General features: G+C 63.1%; 15 protein-coding genes. 1 reads left to right on the forward strand and 14 read right to left on the reverse strand.

The features are described 5' to 3' along the window. Window positions 1-3: 3 nt before the first annotated feature. From cas5 to pdxA, 13 genes are all read right to left on the reverse strand, one after another. On the reverse strand, window positions 4-732 hold the full coding sequence (gene cas5, locus GYH26_RS09065) for a CRISPR-associated protein Cas5 (protein WP_161541371.1): 729 nt from the start codon (window positions 730-732) through the stop codon (window positions 4-6). Next, a complete protein-coding gene (gene cas7i, locus GYH26_RS09070) occupies window positions 711-1,640 on the reverse strand; it encodes a type I-B CRISPR-associated protein Cas7/Cst2/DevR (protein WP_161541372.1) in 930 nt (309 codons plus the stop codon). Before cas7i ends, cas5 begins: the two co-directional genes overlap by 22 nt. A gap of 2 nt (window positions 1,641-1,642) precedes the next feature. Beyond that, entirely contained in the window at window positions 1,643-3,136 is a 1,494-nt protein-coding gene (locus tag GYH26_RS09075) for a hypothetical protein (protein ID WP_161541373.1), read from the reverse strand. A gap of 9 nt (window positions 3,137-3,145) precedes the next feature. Beyond that, on the reverse strand, window positions 3,146-3,868 hold the full coding sequence (gene cas6, locus GYH26_RS09080; RefSeq protein WP_161541374.1) for a CRISPR-associated endoribonuclease Cas6: 723 nt from the start codon (window positions 3,866-3,868) through the stop codon (window positions 3,146-3,148). A 12-nt stretch (window positions 3,869-3,880) separates the two neighbouring features. Then, window positions 3,881-4,924, reverse strand: coding sequence for a helix-turn-helix transcriptional regulator (locus GYH26_RS09085; protein ID WP_161541375.1), 1,044 nt, complete (start codon window positions 4,922-4,924; stop codon window positions 3,881-3,883). 119 nt (window positions 4,925-5,043) lie between these two features. Further along, the gene (locus GYH26_RS09090; protein ID WP_161541376.1) at window positions 5,044-5,541 is read right to left on the reverse strand and encodes an antitoxin; all 498 of its coding nucleotides are present in this window, start codon (window positions 5,539-5,541) and stop codon (window positions 5,044-5,046) included. After that, complete coding sequence (locus tag GYH26_RS09095) at window positions 5,538-5,924, reverse strand: nucleotidyltransferase family protein (RefSeq protein WP_242006354.1); 387 nt, start codon at window positions 5,922-5,924, stop codon at window positions 5,538-5,540. Before GYH26_RS09095 ends, GYH26_RS09090 begins: the two co-directional genes overlap by 4 nt. Window positions 5,925-6,106: 182 nt before the next feature. Beyond that, a complete protein-coding gene (locus GYH26_RS09100; RefSeq protein ID WP_161541377.1) occupies window positions 6,107-7,993 on the reverse strand; it encodes a Na+/H+ antiporter NhaC family protein in 1,887 nt (628 codons plus the stop codon). Between the two features lie 8 nt (window positions 7,994-8,001). Continuing rightward, the gene (gene upp / locus GYH26_RS09105) at window positions 8,002-8,631 is read right to left on the reverse strand and encodes a uracil phosphoribosyltransferase (protein ID WP_161541378.1); all 630 of its coding nucleotides are present in this window, start codon (window positions 8,629-8,631) and stop codon (window positions 8,002-8,004) included. After that, window positions 8,628-10,355, reverse strand: coding sequence for an alanine/glycine:cation symporter family protein (locus GYH26_RS09110; protein ID WP_161541379.1), 1,728 nt, complete (start codon window positions 10,353-10,355; stop codon window positions 8,628-8,630). The genes upp and GYH26_RS09110 overlap by 4 nt, the downstream gene beginning before the upstream one ends. Before the next feature lie 108 nt (window positions 10,356-10,463). After that, on the reverse strand, window positions 10,464-11,147 hold the full coding sequence (locus GYH26_RS09115) for a cell division ATP-binding protein FtsE (protein ID WP_161541380.1): 684 nt from the start codon (window positions 11,145-11,147) through the stop codon (window positions 10,464-10,466). Beyond that, on the reverse strand, window positions 11,144-11,926 hold the full coding sequence (locus GYH26_RS09120) for a class I SAM-dependent DNA methyltransferase (RefSeq protein ID WP_161541381.1): 783 nt from the start codon (window positions 11,924-11,926) through the stop codon (window positions 11,144-11,146). Before GYH26_RS09120 ends, GYH26_RS09115 begins: the two co-directional genes overlap by 4 nt. Then, a complete protein-coding gene (gene pdxA / locus GYH26_RS09125) occupies window positions 11,923-13,002 on the reverse strand; it encodes a 4-hydroxythreonine-4-phosphate dehydrogenase PdxA (protein WP_161541382.1) in 1,080 nt (359 codons plus the stop codon). The genes GYH26_RS09120 and pdxA overlap by 4 nt, the downstream gene beginning before the upstream one ends. A 76-nt stretch (window positions 13,003-13,078) precedes the next feature. Between pdxA and GYH26_RS09130 the strand changes: the two genes are divergently transcribed. After that, complete coding sequence (locus GYH26_RS09130; protein WP_161541383.1) at window positions 13,079-13,954, forward strand: NAD-dependent protein deacetylase; 876 nt, start codon at window positions 13,079-13,081, stop codon at window positions 13,952-13,954. Here the strand turns inward: GYH26_RS09130 and GYH26_RS09135 are convergent. Continuing rightward, window positions 13,926-15,038 (reverse strand): T9SS type A sorting domain-containing protein, encoded by a 1,113-nt coding sequence (locus tag GYH26_RS09135; protein WP_161541384.1) that lies wholly within the window; start codon window positions 15,036-15,038, stop codon window positions 13,926-13,928. The two genes, GYH26_RS09130 and GYH26_RS09135, sit on opposite strands and share 29 nt — an antisense overlap. Window positions 15,039-15,153: the final 115 nt, after the last annotated feature.

Here is a 15,153-nt window from a genome sequence, read left to right on the forward strand (position 1 = left end):
CCATTACCCTGTCATTCCATTCGCCCATACAAAACTGCGCCCCTGCCATTGCAAAGCCTGCAGACCGGGTACTTCGATTTCGATGCCCACCGGTAAGAAACTCAGCGGGGTCATGCGCTCGGGATTACGCACGCCTTTGCGGTCCACTGAGAAGGCCAGCGGTAGCGTCTCCACAAGCGGCGGTTCAAAGTGAAGGCCGGGCGACACCTGTGGGCGCAGTCCTTCTATCTGACGAACATCGCCGGGGAGCAACGTCCCCTGAAAGCACGGTGGGCCCGACTGCACTTCGTCCATGTCAAGCGATTCAATCACAAGCAGTTCATCATCTCGCCCCAGCGATAGCGGATAGGCGGGCTCGTCGAAGGCTGCTGCCAGCGTTTCGAGCACCGACTTTTCTCCGCCGTAAAGCAGCGTGTAGCGCACGCCGAACAACAGTTCGCGGAAATAGGGCGAACGCTCGGCAATCCGGCCACCTTTGATTTTGAGCACGGTCCACATGTCACGGGCACGTCCGGGCATGTGGTCGTCGTCCATCAACACGGAAACCTTCAGCTTGCGAAGCGGGCTGTTCGGTGCCCATAGGGCACGATCCGACAACCCCAGCGCCGCTCCGGCAATGCCCAGCAACGTGGTGGGCGGTGGCATCGGAAGCGTACGCTGGTAGTTGTGGTCCAGGGGACGACGGAACGACGCTACCGGTGCCCGTACCGTTACGCCGAGGACCCATTCCATAGTGCGCTCACGTCTGCTTTGGCCCGATTCAGGGCCTCGTGTACGGTCAGTACCTCCCCATAGCCAGCCAGCGCGGCACGGATTTCTTCCTCATTTCCAAAAATCCCCGGCTCCACTCCGAAAAGCGTCTGCTGGCGATACCGGCCAAAGCGATCCAGTGCATTGGTAAGTGGCGCCAGGTCCAGCACATAGTGCCCGTCCTCGTAGTGCGCCGCCAGTGCTTCCAGAAAAACCGGATGCTTGGCCTCGAGTCGCGCGTAGGCAATGAATCTGGGCGAAAGGTCCGAGAGCAGGCGGGCCGTGCGCCCTCCACCCCAGAGCAAATTGAGCGCTTCCAGAAGATCCTGCAGCCGCCGACGCCGTTCGGACGGATCAAGGCTTCGCCCCTGCTCCTCCCCAAGTTCCAGCGGCGTAAAAATTCCCACACGATCCAGTTCAATCAGAAGTGCTCCCTTGAAAAGATTCGCATACAGTTCCGTCTCAAACATGTTACCGCCCGCTTCCATCGCTTGTCCGAAGCGCTCGAACGAGCGGGTGCCCAGGTCGCGATCGCCCTGGAACGGAAACAATCCCACGGCTGCAGACACGCGGACGGGCGAAGTGCGGCGCCGCCCTCCAGAAGGATCCAGATAGCCAAACAGGTCTTCGTCCACAAACTCCCACGGACGCACAGGAGGCGTCACTTCCTGCCCGCTTACGGTCGCACAAGGGTCTGAAAGCGCATAGCCCAGGTCGGCTAGGCGGTCGCGTAGCATGCGGCGGATGGCCTGTCCGGAGACATACGGTATCATGCTGCCATCCGGCAACGTGACTTTCTTGGTCACCACCACGTTGCCTTCGGTGTGGGAAGCGTTGACGTTCCCGGCGGATACTCTGGCCAGATAGCCAATCGCAATAGCCCGGCTCATGGCTACTCCTCCTGTTCGGTTGGTTGCGACGTTTCCGTCTGTGGTGCGCTTCTGCGCAGGTAGGCGTTCATGGCATAGATGGCGAGCAGCGTCTTCACCCGCCCCCAGGGCACCCCGGCAATACGCTCGCCGCGTTCCAGTTGAAGCAAAGCCTCCGGCACGGTGATTTCCAGCCGGAACTGCGCATCGTTAAGGACCCGATAGAAGTCTTCCGGATTTCTGGCATTGCGCAGGCTATAGAGCAGGCCCATTTCGTTGTGCTCATGGGCTGCAGCCCCCAGCGTGTGTCCGAAGCCTGCCAGCGTGCGCCTGAATTGTTCTTCCATACCAAGCACCTCCTGTATGTAATGGTTCAACACATCCAGCGTCCCGGGAGTGAGCGGTCGGGGATGCTCCTCACGCGCCCGCGCCTCAAAGAGAAACTGCTCGACAAACGGCAAAGGGTCGTCAAATTCCAGAATTGCACGGGCAATCCTGTCCCGCCAGAGCGTTTCAGTATCGCCATCTCGCCTTTGTTGAAATTGCCTGAACACATCAACGAGCCGCTGATGTGGATTCGGAGCTATCTCCTGAAGCCGTTGACGCCACTGTTCGTAAAGTCGATACAGCGGTTGCAGCCGGGAAAATTCCCGAAGTGCCTGCATGTTGAAAGCCTGGCCTGGCTTCCCGGTAACCGCATAGAGGGTCACTGCAGACGGAGGCGCCTCGGCACTTGCTCCCAGCAGCGTAGCCAGCAGCCGACGTGCTGTCTCAGAAAGCCGATCCGATTCCGGTACGTGCGCAAAGAGTGCCAGCAGTAATCCCAAGGTCGTTTCATGCAGATATGGACCGAAAAAAGCTACCGGCGCCGTACCGCCTCCTGAACCCTTCGTCTGTAAAGGACGCAACACTTCTTCATGCAGACGCTTCATTTCGCGCAGATCTGCATGAAAGATGAAGAAATGCAGCGCATTTCTTCCCTGTGCTTTCCACAGCCAGCCCAGATACCCGGCCAGTCCGGCCAGGGCACAACGAGCGCAGAGCTTGAGTCCTCGCTTTGTGCCCGGGTAGAACGTACCAAATTTCCCTGGCTCTACCACAAAAGGATACATCCACATTTTAGCATCAGTAAGCGGAACCACGTCACCACATATGTCACATGGATTTTTGCTCTTGCGTAGCTTCAAGCTCAGATCGAAAACAGGCGGCTGCGTAAAAAATTTCTCCTTTTTACCATTAATTTGGATTTCTATTTTTGGTGCAACTCCGGAGACTTTAATAAAAAGATTGGTTGGATAAACCCAGTTTACCTTTTCGTACTCACGAAACTGGCCGGTGGCCTGATCAAAGTATACCCCGGATTTTCCGGTCTTCTGTACGAGTCGGTCCACAAGCTTACGCAACACTTCTTCTGCCTCATGCTCCCCTTCGCCAAACTGTTGAATCAGCACCACCAGCCCTGTATCGATCCAGAAATTCCCGGTAGGCCGGTCCAGAGAAAGTGTAATGCGCGCCATGGCTCACTGTCAGGTTGTTTCAAGACGCCGCCTGCCAGCCGGGCGAGTATGTACCCAATCCACCGGCTCGCCCAGGGCGCCGAAGCCGCAGCCGGTCAGTTCGCCCGCGCCCACCAGCCAGGCAAACTGCACGACCTCGGGCGGGCCCTCGACGATCACCGGACACAGGCTGCCCCGGTGGTCGATCCCCTTGATGCGCACGAGCTTGGTCTTGGCCCCCCGGTAGCGTCGATCGAAACGCATGGTGGCCTGCGGCGCCAGATGACCCAGCCCGGCCGCCGCCAGCTTGCGACGCAGCACGCGCGTGAGCACCTCGTCGGCCGCCTCGTCCTCCCAGGTCAGGTAGTCCCGGCCGCCGTCGGCGCGCACGCGCCGCGCCACGACCGGGCTCTCCACACGAAACACGGCCCGCTGGCCGAACGACGGCACCGGTAGCGTCTGCACGCTGGCCACGGCCATCCCGGCGATCACGGACGGATCACGAAAGATACCCCGCACCAGCCGCTCCACCGGTTCGCCCTCGTAGAAGCTGAGCGTCCAGAACGCCCCCTTCGGGAAGTGCAGCCCCCCCTTCCCCAGGCGTCCCCCCTGCAGCCAGCCGAAGGAGTAGAGACTCAGGTTATCGTGCCAGTCGTTCTGTCCCAGCCAGCGGTGCAGCACGCCCGCCAGCCGGTAAGGATAGGTGAACGGCACCGGCTCACAGGACGGCGTCAACAGCAGTCGTAAACGCATGGGCACCTCCGTTCAGTGGTTCTTCGCGTCGCGTAAAGCTGAAGGTTGATCGTACACCCCGACGCCATAGCGTTCGGCCATGCGCCGGGCTTCGCTGGCGATGCGATGGCGCAGCACGGGCGGGCCGATCACCTCGCACTCGGCCCCGTAGCTGAGCACCCAGCGCGCCACGTCGGCCAGGCCCGTCACCTGCAGGTGCACGTCCAGCGAGCCGTCCGGACGCTCTACGAGCACCTGGCTTGGATGCCACTGCTCCTCCCGGATCCAGCGGGCCTGATAGGGCGAAAAGCGCAGATGCACGGCATAGGTGCGCTCGTCCCGGTGCATACCGAAGGCCGGCCCCAGGTAAGCCTCCAGGTCGAAGTCCGGCCGCCGCGCGAAGGTCTCCTCACGCAGTTCCAGGTGCCGGATGCGGTCGATGCGAAAGTCACGCATGGCCTGCCGCAGCCGACAGTAGGCCACCAGGTACCAGCGGCTCTGATGGGCCACGATGGCATAGGGCTCCACGTCGCGCTCGGTGAGCGCGTCCGCGTAGTTGGCGTAGTAGTGCAGGTGCACCACACGCTGCTCGGCCGCCGCCCGACGCAGCACGTCCAGATAACGCAGCGGGGTGCGCGGACGCGGTCCCATCTCGAAGCGCAGCGTGCGCGTGAGCGTGTCGGGATCGACGTGAATGGGCTCGGGCAGATGCGCCGCCAGCCGTTCGACAGCCGCCTCCAGCAGAGCGGCGTCCGGCGTGTCGCCAAAGGCCTCCAGCGCCAGTCGGGCCACCAGAAAGGCCGCCAGCTCGGCCCGATCCAGCGCAATCAGCGGCAGGTTTTCGGTGAAAGGCTCCTCCAGGTAATACGTCTGGCGACGGGGATCATAGGCCACCGGCACGCCCAGTCGACGCAGGTACTCGATGTCGCTGGCGATCGTGCGCCGGGAAACCTCGAAGTGCCGGGCCGCCAGTGTGGTGGTCAATGGACGGCCGCTGCGCAGCCATTCCAGCAGCCGCTGCAACCGCAGGATCTGCGGCCCGCGCAGTGCATGACCGCCTGTCGCGCGCACCGGCATTCGGTGAAGAAAAGCTGGTCAAAACATGCCCTGCTCCTACGATAAGAAAGACACCGTGCAGGGTAGCTTCATAACCTCTGTGGAAAAATTTTTTTATGAACCGGCCGATACGCCCTGCCTCATTCATCATCCTGTGCCGCGTTTGCCAGCGCTTCCAGAAACTCAGCAAAAGCCAGCAATTCTTCACGTAGCGTACTCCAGAGTTTCGGTAGAACGGCCATCAGGCTTTCTATTTTCTCCGGTGTAAGGTTCATGGTATACACATTGCGCACCAGATGGCGAAAACGGCGGAATTCATCCAGGGTATGTGCGGTGGTCTGGCCAATAACGGCGGGTCGCATTTCTGGAACGTCTTCAGCCATCCAGCGCAACAGGTCGCGGTGCCATGTCTGTCCTGTGGGAACCCGCTCATCTACGTTCCGGGCAATCAGGACAAACAGACGTTCGACGCCGGAATAAAAGCCATGCAGATTCAAGGCCACAGCATCAAGATAAGCCCATTCCTCGGGGGTCTGAAGCAATCGCACCCACGCCTGACGGGCCCGACCCAGCACCTGCTCCAACTCGGGGATTTCACCCCGAATCCGTTCTGCCAGTGCTATGTAACGCGCCTTCACAACTCGATGCCATAGCGTTCAATAGCCTGGCGTAGGGCGCTACCGACCCGTTCCAGTTCGATCAGATCCACCGGTCTGTCAGCAATCATCTCCTCAGCCAACCGCCAGGCTTCCCAGTAATCTGCAGCATGCAACCCTTCCACCGCCAGGTCCACATCAGAATCCGGTGCAAACCAGGCACCATGGGCCAGCGAGCCTAAAAGTACTACACGCCGGACGCCAAAGCGCGCCTTCAACGCCTGCGCCACCGACCGAGCCCGATCAATCAGCGCATCCCGCTCTTCGCACCCGGCCAGTATTTCATGCTGTTCGGCTACACGACGCTTTGCAGCGCTCAGGTAGGGTCTCCAGCCACCCCCTCGCAATTCCAGTGCTGTAGGCATAGCGTCCCGTTTGTCTGCTCAGCTCGCTGCTGTGTTTACCTGCGCCGGGTTGGAAAGGCTCCCTCTACTCAAAGGCCGGATCACATTGAAATAGCTGCCCGCGCATTACCCTGAAAACGTTCGTTCCGTTTTTCAGCGCAAAGATACGCCCTTCGCCGCGCATTGCTGCCAGCTTTTGCGTTTTACTCCTCTACCGGCTCGGGTGCAGCCGGGACCTTTTTGCCCACCAGACGCAGTCCGATCAGCAAGACGGCGGCGGCCACCGGCATGGCTATCCACCAGGGCAGACCGAAGCCGGTCGGTAGCGTACCCAGCAGCACCGCCACGATCCCCACGAAAAGCGCATAGGGGAGCTGCGTGCGCACGTGTTCGATGTGGTCACAGCCGGAAGCCATCGACGAAAGGATCGTCGTGTCGGAGATCGGCGAGCAGTGGTCACCCCAGACGGCACCGGCCAGTACGGCCGAGACCGTCGAATAGATGATATGGTGATACTCGGCCTCCGTATGCAGCCCGCTGGCCGCCAGTACGTGCCAGGCCAGCGGCACCACCAGCGGAAGCAGAATGCCCATCGTGCCCCAGCTCGTGCCCGTGGCGAAAGCGGTGGCCGCCGCCAGCACGAACACGAGCGCCGGCACCAGTCCCGGCGCCAGCCGCTCGCTGAGCACCGACGACAGGTACTGCGCCGTGCGCAACTCCTCGGTGATCGACGAAAGCGCCCAGGCCAGCAGCAGAATGATCATGGCAAAAAACATGGAGCGCAGGCCGGCATACCAGGCCTCCATCGTCTCGTCGAGCGTCAGGATCCGCTGGCCGATCGAGAGCGCCGCGGCCGACAGCACGCCCAGCAGCGAGCCCCACATGAGCGCCCTATAGGAGTCGGCGCTGCCGATGATCTCTCGAAGCGTCTCGCCCTCGCCCGTCGCGTACAGCCCGCCCAGCACCGAGACGAATAGCACCAGAATCGGAATGAGCGCATTGCGGGCGCGGTGCGGTTTGTCGTCCGGTGGGCGAAACTCCCGGCCCTCGGCGGCCGCCTCATCGATGCGGGCATCGGGTCCCAGCACCTGCCCCGTCGTACGGGCCCGCACCTCGGCCCGGTACATCGGCCCGAAGTCGCGCTGCGTCCAGGCCACGGCAAACACGAACAGAATGGCCAGCCAGGGATAGAAGCTGTAGGGAATGGAGTTCAGAAAGATCGAATAGGCGCTTTCGTCGTAGCCGGGGATCTGCGCCACGGCCGTCCCGACCAGTCCCACCTCGTAGCCGATCCAGGTGGTCACAAAAGCCAGCGCGGCCACCGGGGCTGCCGTCGAATCGACAATGTAGGCCAGCTTTTCGCGGGAGATGCGCAGGCGATCCGTGACGGGCCGCATCGTATTGCCGACGACCAGCGTGTTGGCGTAATCATCGAAGAAAATGAGCAGTCCCAGCACGGCCGCGGCCAGCTGTCCGCGACGGGGATCACCGGCCCAGCGGATGATGCGGTTGACCACCCCCTGCATACCGCCGTTTTTCGAGATAATCCCCACCATGCCGCCGATCATCAGCGAAAACAGTACGATGGCGGCGTGGTCCGGGTCGGCCAGCGCGTTGCGGACGTACACGTCGAACGCATCGAGCAACCCCTGCCAGAGGCCTCGAAGCGACACGTCGGTAGCCAGCCAGGCGCCCAGCCAGATGCCCAGAAACAGCGCGGGCACCACGCGCCGGAAAAGCAGCGCAATCAGAATGGCCAGCAGCGGCGGCAGCACCGACGTCCAGCCCGGCAGCGCCCGCGCCTCGGCCCGGGCCACCACCTGTCCGCCCCGCTCCAGCACGATCGGCACGCGGCCGCTGCGCATGACCCGCACGCTGTCGGCCCGCAGCACGCCGTTATCCGGCGCCAGCGTGTACGTCCGGTCTTCCACACGCAGCACATAGCCGCTGTCGGGCGTCAGGCCCTCGACGGTCACAGCGAAAGGCAACCCTTTCAGCACAGGGTCGGGCACCTGCAATTGCTGCGCCTCCGCACCCGGCACAGGCCCGAGGTGCAACAACACCACACAGGCTATGATCAGCGCACGCATGGCTGGCTTTATCCTCCGGTTCCGAAGATGCGGTCGCCGGCGTCGCCCAGTCCGGGCCGGATGAAGGCATTCTCATCGAGCCCCCGGTCCACGGCGGCCGTAACGATGCGCACGTCCGGGTGCACTTCCTGCAGCGCACGAATGCCTTCCGGCGCGGCGATCAGGCAGACGAACGTGAAGCGTCGGGCGCCGTGCGCCTTCAGATGATGGATGGCCTGCACGGCGCTGCCGCCCGTGGCCAGCATGGGATCGACCACGAACACACGGGCGGATTCGATCCCGCCGGGAATGTTGCTGTAGTAATCGACGGGCTGCTTGGTGCGTTCGTCGCGCTGCATGCCCAGATGTCCGATGCGGGCCTCCGGCACAAAACGCACGAAGCCGTCCACCATGCCCAGGCCGGCCCGTAGGATGGGCACCACCACGATTTCCTCGGCCAACCGGTAGCCGGTGGTGGGCTCCAGGGGCGTTTCGATGGGAATCGGTTCGACGGCCAGATCGTGCAACGCCTCGTAGGCCAGAATGGCCGCCGCCTCGGCCACGATCTGCCGGAACTGCCCGTGCGTGGTCTCCCGCCGCCGGAGCAGCGTCAGGTCGCGCTTGAGCAGCGGATGATCGACGACGGTGAGCGTGCTCATGGCTTCTGTTGCTGCGCTTCCAGCTTCTTCCGACGGCGTTCCTCCACCCAGCGCCGGTGCGCCTCGTAATCTTCTCTCCAGGGTTGCCGCTCGAAGTAGCTGTCGGTGAGCTTCTTGAGCGTGCCGGAAAGCAGCACGAGCGAGATCACGTTCGGGAGCGTCACCAGCGACAGCGCCACGTCGCCCACGTCCCAGATCGTCGTGACGGCCACCACGGCCCCCAGAAAGTGCATGATCAGGAAGACCACCTTGTAGGGCAGAATGCCTTTCGTGCCAAAGAGATAGTAGGCGCAGCGGTCGCCGTAGTAGCTCCAGGAGATGGCCGTCGAGATGGCAAACAGCAGCACGCTCAGCAGCACGATGTAGCGGCCCAGTCCTTCGAGTCCCAGCTTTGAAAGCCCGCGCTCAAAGCCCAGTGTGGTCAACGGTGCACTGCTGCGCACTGCATCACCGTAAAGCCGCGTGTAGACCTGGCCGTCGTCGCTTCGGGCCTGTGCCTGCAGTGGGTAGATCGTGCCCGTGAAAGGCTGCGTCTGCGCCTCATCGACGAACAGCCGGGGCACACCCACTTCGAAGTAGGCCAGTTGCGGCTGCCCTTCGACCGGACGCCCGTCCACGTACCGCACCGAGTCGGGCGTGGCCACCCGCGTATAGCCGAGTTCGTCGTTGCCCGTTACGTAGGTGATGTTCACGTCGTTCAGGGGCAGCGTGGTGGGCACGCGGTCGTTCCAGACGTCCGTGATCACGATCACCAGCCCGGTCATCGTACAGATGACCAGCGTGTCGATGAACGGCTCCAGCAAGGCCACCACGCCTTCGGAGACCGGCTCGTCGGTCTTGGCGGCCGAGTGCGCGATCGGGGCCGAACCCTGACCTGCTTCGTTCGAGAACAGCCCGCGCTGCACGCCATAGGTGAGCGTGGTCAGCAGCACACCCATGCCGGTGCCGGCCACCCCGGCCGTCGGGTTGAAAGCCTCGCGGAAGATCGTCCCGAAGGCGGGCAGCACATGCTCCAGGTTGGCGAAGATGATCAAGAGCGCACCGGTCACATACAGCCCGGCCATCAGGGGAGCCAGCACGCCCGTCACGGCCCCGATGCGCCGGATACCGCCGATGATGACCAGTCCGACCAGTGTGGCCGTAATCAGACCCGTGATCCAGGTCTCGATCCCAAAAGTATCACGCACCTGTGTGGCGATCGTGTTGGCCTGCACCGCATTGCCCGTCATGAACGACGTGATCATCAGCATGAAGGCGAAAAAGACGGCCACCGGCTTCCATCCGAGTCCCTTTTCGATGTAGTACATGGGGCCGCCGGCCACCGAACCGGCCCAGACCTTGCCGTCCGACTCGACGGGCACGCGGTAGTGCAGCGCGAGCGTCACCTCGCTGTACTTGGTGGCCATGCCCAGGAAAGCCGTCACCCACATCCAGAACAGCGCGCCCGGGCCACCCACGTGGATGGCGATGGCCACGCCCGCGATGTTACCGATCCCCACCGTGGCCGAAAGCGCCGTGGTCAGCGCCTGAAAGTGCGAGACGTCTCCGGGTTCATCCGGGTTATCATACTTCCCGGAAGCCACGGCAAACCCGTGCGCCAGCTTACGAATCTGGATAAAGCGCAACCGCAACGTCAGAAACAGCCCGGCGCCCAGCAGTCCGATCACCAGAATCGGCGCCAGAAAGCTGTTAATCTGTCCGATTACATGGCTGAAAAGCTCCATGGGGCTTCTTTTCTGGTTTCCGGATCGCACCTCCCGGCCGGTCACGTTGCCCGGCCAAACAACAAAACTCGGCCTAATATAGCAACCCGCCCGAAAAGAATCGTCCCCTCAGAGCGTGCGCGGATCGACTTCGACGAGCTGTCCGTTCAGAATGGCCAGCGTGCGCGCCGGGTATTTTTTCACCAGCCGGTAGTCGTGCGTAGCCATGAGCAGCGTCATGCCCTGCCGGTGCAGGTTCAGGAGCAGCTCCATGATCTCGTCGGCCACGCGCGGGTCCAGGTTGCCCGTGGGCTCGTCGGCCAGCAGGATCCAGGGATCGTTGACGATGGCCCGGGCGATCACCACGCGCTGCTGCTCGCCGCCGGAAAGCTCATGCGGATAGCGCCGCCGCTTGTGGCTCAGGCCCACCAGCGTCAGCGCCTGCAGCACGCGGGTTTTCACCTCGGCCCCTCGCTTCCCCGTCACGTACAGGGCAAAGGCCACGTTCTCGTACACGTTGCGATCGGGCAGCAGCTGAAAATCCTGAAACACCACGCCCAGCGTGCGGCGCAGATAGGGGATCTCGGCCGGCTTGATCCGATCGGAGCGATAGTCCCCCACCTGGCAGTAGCCCGACTCCGGCAGCAGATCCATGTAGATGAGCCGCATGAGCGTGGTCTTACCGCTCCCGGTCGGGCCGATCAGATAGACGTGCTCCCCCCGTTGAATTTCAAACGAAAGATGCTCGAACACCGGACGCCGCTGGCCGTCCGGCAACGGATACGAAATGCTGACGTTTCGAAAGACGATCACGGCCGTGCTTCTGCCTGGTCAGGACGACGAACCACCCAGTGAATACGCTCCGAGCGCGCCGTAGCCGGACGGAGCGAAAAATTATCGTATGCCGCCTCGATATGAAAGCCCTCGGCCTGCAGCAGCGCCTGGATTTCGTCCAGCGTGTAGGCCCGTTCCAGATGACGTTCCCGGTACACCTTCCCGTCCACTTCCAGCTCGAAGATCGTGGTGTGCAGCCGCCGTTCCGGGTCGTAGTGACTCCGGCGCACGTAGCGGAAGGTGTCGGTTTCGCCTGCGTCGTCGAAGTCGGCTTCGTGCTCCAGGGAATTCATCGGCGTGCTCTGGTCGAAGATAAACACGCCGCCGGGCCGCAGCGCCTGCCACGTGCACCGAAACAGTGCCCGGATGCCTTCGGGCTCCAGCAGGTAGTTGAGTCCATCGAAAAGGAGCAGCGCCACGTCCACCGGCTCCGCAACGCGGTAGTCGGTAAAGTCGGCCTGCTCGAACACCACGGGGCTGCCTGCACGGGCGGCCTTCTCGCGGGCCACCGCCAGCATGGCCGCCGAGCGGTCGCTGGCCCGGTAACGGTAAGGTCCCATCGGCTGGAGCGCCAGCGCCAGCGAGCCGGTCCCGCATCCGAGTTCGAGCACCGACTGCGCATCTGGCCGAAACCGCCGGATCAGGCGGTGTACGTAACGGGCCCAGGCTTCGTAATCGACGTAGTCCATCACCTGGTCGTACCCGCGGGCCAGCAGGCTGTAGGGCACGACCTCCTGCACGCGAATACCCGTACTCATGACGCCGCTGCCGAAGAAGAAGTCGCGGCCTCCGCCTGTCGGCGCTCCTTGCGGCGACGGGCGATGTCGATGGCCAGATAGATCGCGCTCCGCATACTGCCCGGCGACGCCTTGCCCTGCCCGGCAATGTTGTAGGCCGTGCCGTGGTCGGGCGAGGTGCGCACGATGGGCAGCCCGGCCGTGTAGTTGACGCCGCTCTCGAAGGCCAGCGTCTTGAACGGGATCAGGCCCTGATCGTGGTACATGGCCACCACGGCGTCATAGAGCCGGTAGGCACCGATCCCGAAGAAGCTGTCGGCCGGAAACGGCCCGAAGACCAGATAGCCCCGCTGACGGGCCTCTTCGAGCGCGGGAATGATCGTCTCGTTCTCCTCGCGGCCCAGTACGCCCCCGTCGCCGGCATGCGGGTTCAACCCGAGCACTGCAATCTTGGGCCGGTCGATCCCGAAATCCTGAATCAGGCTGTCGTGAATGATCTCGATCGTCTCCAGAATGGCCTGGCGGGTCACCCGTTTCGGCACGTCCCAGATCGGGATGTGGCCGGTTACCAGTCCGATGCGCAGGTCGTCCGACACCATCATCATCGTGTAGCGCCGGGTGCCCGTCAGGCGGGCGATGAACTCGGTATGCCCGGGATCTTTATAACCGGCCAGCGAGATCGCTTCTTTCGAGATGGGTGCCGTCACCATGGCGTCGGCCCTGCCGTCCAGACAGAGCTGCACGGCCCGGCGCACCGATTCCATCGCCAGCTTCCCGCCTTCTGCCGTGATTTTGCCGAATTCCACCTCAGGCGCCTTCCCCCCGGTCACGTCCACCACGACCAGCCGCTCCGACGGAATCCGCTCGGGCACATCCTCGACCACCTGCAACTCGGGAAGCGGCAGCTCCAGCACTTCGGCGTGTTTGCGGAGCACTTCGGCCGATCCGACGATGATCGGATCGAAGAATTTCATCAGGCGCGAATCGGACAGGCACTTCAGCACGATCTCGGGGCCAACGCCGTTCGGATCGCCCAGCGTGATGGCGATCCGCGGGCGCGGCCGCACCGGCTTTCTGCTTTCCTGATCTATCGACATGGGCCTTTCCTCCGGTCCACGTGCTTATATTGCTCCGAGACGGAACGGCCGGACGCTCGCCGGAGATCCCTTTGCCATGTACACGAACGCCCTGGACCAGCTCGTGGCCCTGTTGCGCAACCGGCGAATTGCCGTACTCACCGGGGCCGGTTGCAGTACGGAGTCGGGCATTCCCGACTACCGGGGCGAGGGCACGCGTCGCCGCGCCCGCAATCCGATCCAGTACCGGGCGTTCGTGACCGACGCGGCCGTCCGCGCCCGCTACTGGGCCCGGAGCACGCTGGGCTGGCCGCGCTTTGCGAAGGCCCGCCCCAACCCCGGCCACTATGCGCTGGCCCGGCTCGAGCAGGCCGGATTGCTGGTGGGACTCATCACACAGAACGTGGACCGATTGCACCACCGGGCTGGCAGCCGTCGCGTGCTCGAACTGCACGGCAGCCTGGCCACCGTGCGTTGTCTGACGTGCGGATATGCCATCGACCGGGACGCCTTCCAGCAGTGGTTGCTGGAACTGAACCCCGGCTGGACCGCCCACGCCGCCGAACTTGCCCCCGACGGCGACGCCGATTTGCCCGACGAACTCACCACCCGCTTCCGGGTGCCCGACTGTCCCCGCTGCGGCGGCATCCTGAAGCCCGACGTGGTGTTCTTCGGCGAGAACGTGCCGCGCGAGCGGGTCGAAGCCGCCCGCCGGATCGTGGCAGTGGCCGACGTGCTGCTGGTGGCCGGCTCGTCGCTGGCCGTCTACTCGGGCTACCGGTTCGTGCTCGAAGCCGCCCGTCAGGATAAGCCCATCGTCCTCGTCAATCTGGGCCCCACGCGGGGCGACGCCCTCGCCACGCTCCGTCTCGAAGGCCGCACGGGCGAGGTACTGCCCCGCCTGGCCTCGGCGCTTACCGGCCGGGCCTTTCCCGAAGTCGACCTCACGGAAGACTTACGACGCGCCGGGTAGCCTGCAACCGACCGGCCGACAGACGCACCACGTACACGCCACGGGCCAGTCCGCCGGTATCCAGCACCACCACCTGCTCTCCCGCGCCCCGCACGCCGTAATCCGCACGACGCACCTCGCGGCCGAGTACGTCGAAAAGCTGCACGCGCACCGCGGCCGGTTCGGACAAAAAGAACCGCACCTGCACCCGATTGCGCGCCGGATTCGGAAAGAACTGGATCGTGATTTCCGATACGTCCTTCGAAGGCACTACCGCCGTGGCACTTTCCCGAACGGCCTGCGCGATCTCGGCCATCACATCCTGCACTTCCGGCTGCCCGAAGTAGGCCGCATCCCATCTCCAGAGCAGCAGCGCTGCCTTGTACGGCTCGCGGGCCAGCGTCAATCCGTATTGCCGCAGTTCCTCCACCGTCATGGCCCCCTGGCTGCCACCGGTCAGTACGTTCATGCTGAGCAATAGCTGCAACCCGGCCTGCCGGGCAGTCTGCACCTCGCTGCTGAGCCAGGCCGAAATGTCGCCACGTTTGACCGCATACTGGGCAAAAGCGAAATCCAGAAAGGCAAAAGGGGCTCCCTGCGCCAGATACGAAGGGGGCGACCCGACGGCCGTCGCCATCGACGGAAACAGCCGCTCGCTGGCGGCCGCCGCCGAGTCGACCATGGACGGCGGTACCGTTTCGCCATTCCAGTTGTTGGGATCGTGCGGCTCATCGAACAGCATGTGGGCAAGAATCACCCCGTCCGCGACGTACGGCGCAAAGTCGAACCCCGCAAATCGCTCCAGCCGCTGTCGGAAACGCTCCAGGCTGAAGGCCCCGTCTTCGTCCTGAAAGTTCGCGCGGCTTCCGGCCAGGTTGACCACCAGACGCATGTCATGTGCCCGGGCGGCCTCCAGCACCTGCCAGGCATGAACGGTATCCCGGAGTTGCACCAGCGCGCCGCTGAACGGCGCACCGAACTGACTTTCAGGCAGATGAAACGGACCGAAAGGCACCACATTTTCCGGATCCGAACCGGACGACTGCGCCTGCGCAATCCATCCCGAAAGACAAAACAGACAGAAACTTAGCGCAAACAATTTCATGATGTTCAATCGACTGTTTTACAGATAAGCCTTTCAGAAAGGCGCTGCAATTCCAACGGAATACACCCCCATTGGTTCACTCACTTTGAATTGAAAAAACATCCTTCCTCTTTAG

Source organism: Rhodothermus marinus, assembly GCF_009936275.1.
GTDB classification, from domain to species: domain Bacteria; phylum Bacteroidota; class Rhodothermia; order Rhodothermales; family Rhodothermaceae; genus Rhodothermus; species Rhodothermus marinus_A.

What these genes read in the sequence shown, in the direction of transcription:
- GYH26_RS09130 (WP_161541383.1), top strand. Translation starts at nt 13,079, where the DNA reads ATGTACACGAACGCCCTGGACCAGCTCGTGGCCCTGTTGCGCAACCGG.
- GYH26_RS09110 (WP_161541379.1), bottom strand. Translation starts at nt 10,355, where the DNA reads ATGGAGCTTTTCAGCCATGTAATCGGACAGATTAACAGCTTTCTGGCG.
- cas6 (WP_161541374.1), bottom strand. Translation starts at nt 3,868, where the DNA reads ATGCGTTTACGACTGCTGTTGACGCCGTCCTGTGAGCCGGTGCCGTTC.
- GYH26_RS09095 (WP_242006354.1), bottom strand. Translation starts at nt 5,924, where the DNA reads ATGCCTACAGCACTGGAATTGCGAGGGGGTGGCTGGAGACCCTACCTG.
- upp (WP_161541378.1), bottom strand. Translation starts at nt 8,631, where the DNA reads ATGAGCACGCTCACCGTCGTCGATCATCCGCTGCTCAAGCGCGACCTG.
- GYH26_RS09135 (WP_161541384.1), bottom strand. Translation starts at nt 15,038, where the DNA reads ATGAAATTGTTTGCGCTAAGTTTCTGTCTGTTTTGTCTTTCGGGATGG.
- cas7i (WP_161541372.1), bottom strand. Translation starts at nt 1,640, where the DNA reads ATGAGCCGGGCTATTGCGATTGGCTATCTGGCCAGAGTATCCGCCGGG.
- GYH26_RS09120 (WP_161541381.1), bottom strand. Translation starts at nt 11,926, where the DNA reads ATGAGTACGGGTATTCGCGTGCAGGAGGTCGTGCCCTACAGCCTGCTG.
- GYH26_RS09100 (WP_161541377.1), bottom strand. Translation starts at nt 7,993, where the DNA reads ATGCGTGCGCTGATCATAGCCTGTGTGGTGTTGTTGCACCTCGGGCCT.
- GYH26_RS09085 (WP_161541375.1), bottom strand. Translation starts at nt 4,924, where the DNA reads ATGCCGGTGCGCGCGACAGGCGGTCATGCACTGCGCGGGCCGCAGATC.
- pdxA (WP_161541382.1), bottom strand. Translation starts at nt 13,002, where the DNA reads ATGTCGATAGATCAGGAAAGCAGAAAGCCGGTGCGGCCGCGCCCGCGG.
- GYH26_RS09075 (WP_161541373.1), bottom strand. Translation starts at nt 3,136, where the DNA reads ATGGCGCGCATTACACTTTCTCTGGACCGGCCTACCGGGAATTTCTGG.
- cas5 (WP_161541371.1), bottom strand. Translation starts at nt 732, where the DNA reads ATGGAATGGGTCCTCGGCGTAACGGTACGGGCACCGGTAGCGTCGTTC.